This window comes from Micromonospora maritima (assembly GCF_902825405.1).
Classification (GTDB): domain Bacteria; phylum Actinomycetota; class Actinomycetes; order Mycobacteriales; family Micromonosporaceae; genus Micromonospora; species Micromonospora maritima.
In genome coordinates, this window is sequence record NZ_CADEAU010000646.1 from 1 (window position 1) to 2,613 (window position 2,613).

The 2,613-nt window shown below is 75.5% G+C and carries 6 protein-coding genes; 4 read left to right on the forward strand and 2 right to left on the reverse strand.

What is annotated here, in order from left to right; translation table 11 throughout:
- On the reverse strand, positions 1 to 740 hold a 740-nt coding region (locus HUW36_RS30485), incomplete at its 3' end, for a cation efflux transmembrane domain-containing protein (protein WP_246248402.1).
- Positions 731 to 1,075 carry a metalloregulator ArsR/SmtB family transcription factor gene (locus HUW36_RS30490; RefSeq protein ID WP_174531247.1) on the reverse strand — a complete coding sequence of 115 codons (345 nt, stop codon included), beginning with the start codon at positions 1,073 to 1,075 and terminating at the stop codon, positions 731 to 733. The genes HUW36_RS30485 and HUW36_RS30490, both read right to left, overlap by 10 nt.
- Before the next feature lie 67 nt (positions 1,076 to 1,142).
- On the opposite strand from HUW36_RS30490, the gene HUW36_RS30495 reads away from it, so the two are divergent.
- The 4 genes from HUW36_RS30495 to HUW36_RS30510 form a co-directional block, all read left to right on the forward strand.
- Positions 1,143 to 1,487, forward strand: coding sequence for a hypothetical protein (locus HUW36_RS30495; RefSeq protein WP_174531248.1), 345 nt, complete (start codon positions 1,143 to 1,145; stop codon positions 1,485 to 1,487).
- A complete protein-coding gene (locus tag HUW36_RS30500) occupies positions 1,484 to 1,930 on the forward strand; it encodes a MerR family transcriptional regulator (protein ID WP_174531249.1) in 447 nt (148 codons plus the stop codon). The genes HUW36_RS30495 and HUW36_RS30500 overlap by 4 nt, the downstream gene beginning before the upstream one ends.
- Before the next feature lie 58 nt (positions 1,931 to 1,988).
- Positions 1,989 to 2,324, forward strand: coding sequence for a YnfA family protein (locus HUW36_RS30505; RefSeq protein WP_174531250.1), 336 nt, complete (start codon positions 1,989 to 1,991; stop codon positions 2,322 to 2,324).
- A gap of 7 nt (positions 2,325 to 2,331) precedes the next feature.
- Positions 2,332 to 2,613: alpha/beta hydrolase family protein (locus HUW36_RS30510; RefSeq protein ID WP_217428904.1), on the forward strand; the 282-nt coding region annotated here is incomplete at its 3' end.

Genomic DNA, 2,613 nt, shown 5'->3' on the forward strand with positions numbered 1-2,613 from the left:
ACGGCACGCCGGTCCGCGCGATCGTCGGCGACGACCCGGTCGAGTTCGCCGAGACGTTCGTGCGGGCGTACTCGGGCCGGCGTGTGCGGGACCGCGCAACAGGTCTCGCCGCGCCAGGCCGCCCGCCCCTCCCGCACCGCGACGACGGCGATCACCAGGGCCGCGACCGGGTCGGCCCAGGACCAGCCGAACAGGCCGTTGACCGCGAGCCCGACGAGCAGGACCACCGACAGGTACGTGCACAGCAGCGTCTGCTTCGAGTCGGCCACCGCCGACCGGGAGCCCAACTCACGCCCGGCGCGCCGCTGCGCCGCCGACAGCACCGGCATCACGATCACCGACAGGCCGGCGAGCACCAGGCCGACCGTGGAGGGGGTGGCCTGCGCACCGTCCAGCAGCGCCCGGACCGCCTCGACGCTCACGTACGCGGCCAGCGCGTAGAAGGAGACCGCGATGACCCGCAGCGCGACCCGCTCCCGGGCCTGCGGGTCCCGGCCGGCGAACTGCCACGCCACGGCGCTCGCCGAGGCCACCTCGATGACCGAGTCCAGACCGAAACCGATCAGCGCGGTCGACGACGCGACGGTGCCGGCGCCGATCGCCACCACCGCCTCGGCCACGTTGTAGGTGATCGTCGCGGCCACCAGCAGCCGCACCCGCCGCGCGAGCGCGGCACGCCGCGCCGGCGTGGGGCCGGCGGGCGCCACCGGGAGCAGGGGCAGGCCGGCCATCAGCAGCATCCGGTTCCGGCGTCGGCGCAGGCGGCCGGGTCCACCGCGAGCACCACCCCGAGCAGGTCGCCCAGCGCGTGGGCGAGGCGCGGGTCGGCCAGCTCGTACCGGGTGCGACGCCCCTCGGGCACGGCCACGACGAGCCCGCAGCCGCGCAGGCAGGCCAGGTGGTTGGAGAGGTTCTGCCGGCTGGTGCCGAGCAGGTCGGCCAGCTCCGCCGGATAGCCCGGCCCGTCGCGCAACGCCAGCAGCAGCCGGGCACGCAACGGTTCGGACAGGGCGTGACCGAACCGGGCAAGCACCTGGTGGTGGGGCAACGTCTGCACGTCCCGACCATACAGCATCGGCTGTATACATGGTCCGATGTACCGACTTGCATCCGGTACCGGGGTACGGGCTTACCGTCGGGACGTGAGCGACGAACACGGATCCTCCTGGGTGCCCGACGCCTGCACCCTGCCGACCACGCAACGGCCGCTGCGGCTGGCCGAGTTCGACACGCTGCTCCGCGGCGCCGTCCGCGCCGTCGACCGGCCGTCGACGAGGCACCTGCGGCTCCGACTCGACGGCGCCGGCCACGTCGAGCGGACGGCGCGCGACCTCACCGCGCGCGAGTCGGCGTGCTGCGCGTTCTTCACCTTCGACCTCGCCCGGGCGGACGACCGCGCGCTGACCCTCGACATCCGGGTGCCGGCGGCCCACACCGACGTCCTCGACGCCCTCGCCGTGCGGGCCGCGCCCCGCCACGACCGATGAGCGTCGAGCCCGCGCTGCGCAGCGGCCAGCTCGCCGCCGCGGTCGGGGTCACCGTGCAGACGTTGCGGTACTACGAGCGGCGCGGGCTGCTCGCCGCACCCCGCCGGTCGCCGGGCGGGCACCGCCTCTACCCGGCCGAGACGGTGACCCTGCTGCGGGTGGTCAAGGCGGCGCAACGCCTCGGATTCACCCTCGCCGAGGTCACCGACCTGGTTCCGGCGGCCGGCGCCACGGCTCGGGGCGACACGGGGCTGCGGGCCCACGCCCGGGACAAGCTCGCCGAGGTGGAACAGCGGCTGGCCGACCTCACGGTCGTCCGCGACACGCTCCGGGCCGCGATCTCGGCCGGCTGCGACGACCTGATCGCCTGCGCCGGCAACGCCTGCTGTCCGCTGCCCCTCGCGGAACCCACCGCGAGGACCGACCGCGCGGAACCCCGCTGACCGCCGGCGCCGGCTGCCGACGGCCCGGCCGGCAGGTGGTCACGCTACGGTCGGACGCATGACGGTCGCGCGTTCCATCCTGCTGTTCCTGCTCGCCGCGCTGGCCGAGATCGGCGGCGCCTGGCTGGTCTGGCAGGGCTGGCGGGAGCACCGGGGGGTGCTCTGGATCGCCGCCGGGGTGATCGCGCTCGGCCTCTACGGCTTCGTGGCCACCTTCCAGCCAGACGCCACCTTCGGCCGGATCCTCGCCGCCTACGGCGGTGTCTTCGTCGCCGGCTCGCTCGCCTGGGGCATGGTGGTCGACAGGTTCCGCCCCGACCGCTACGACCTGGCCGGCGCGGCCATCTGCCTGGTCGGCGTCGCCGTCATCATGTACGCGCCGCGGGCGAGCTGAGCCGACCGTGCTGTTCACGCCGCCGGTTGCGGAGCTGTCGTTCCACCACGACGGCGACGTCCTGGTCGGCGACCTCGTCCGGCCGCCCTGGCCCGGGCCGTACCCGGCGGTCGTCTTCGTCGAGGGCTCCGGGCCCGGCGGGCGCGACCAGCGCGACTGGCAGACCCGGCTGGCCGCCGCCGGCTTCGCGAGCCTCGCCTACGACAAGCCCGGCTCCGGCGCCTCCACCGGCGACTGGACCCGGCAGACCCTGACCGACCGGGCCGGCGAGACGCTGGCGGCGGTGGGC

Coding starts and splice junctions, on each gene's coding strand:
- HUW36_RS30490 (WP_174531247.1), bottom strand. CDS start 1,075: ATGCTGTATGGTCGGGACGTGCAGACGTTGCCCCACCACCAGGTGCTT.
- HUW36_RS30500 (WP_174531249.1), top strand. CDS start 1,484: ATGAGCGTCGAGCCCGCGCTGCGCAGCGGCCAGCTCGCCGCCGCGGTC.
- HUW36_RS30505 (WP_174531250.1), top strand. CDS start 1,989: ATGACGGTCGCGCGTTCCATCCTGCTGTTCCTGCTCGCCGCGCTGGCC.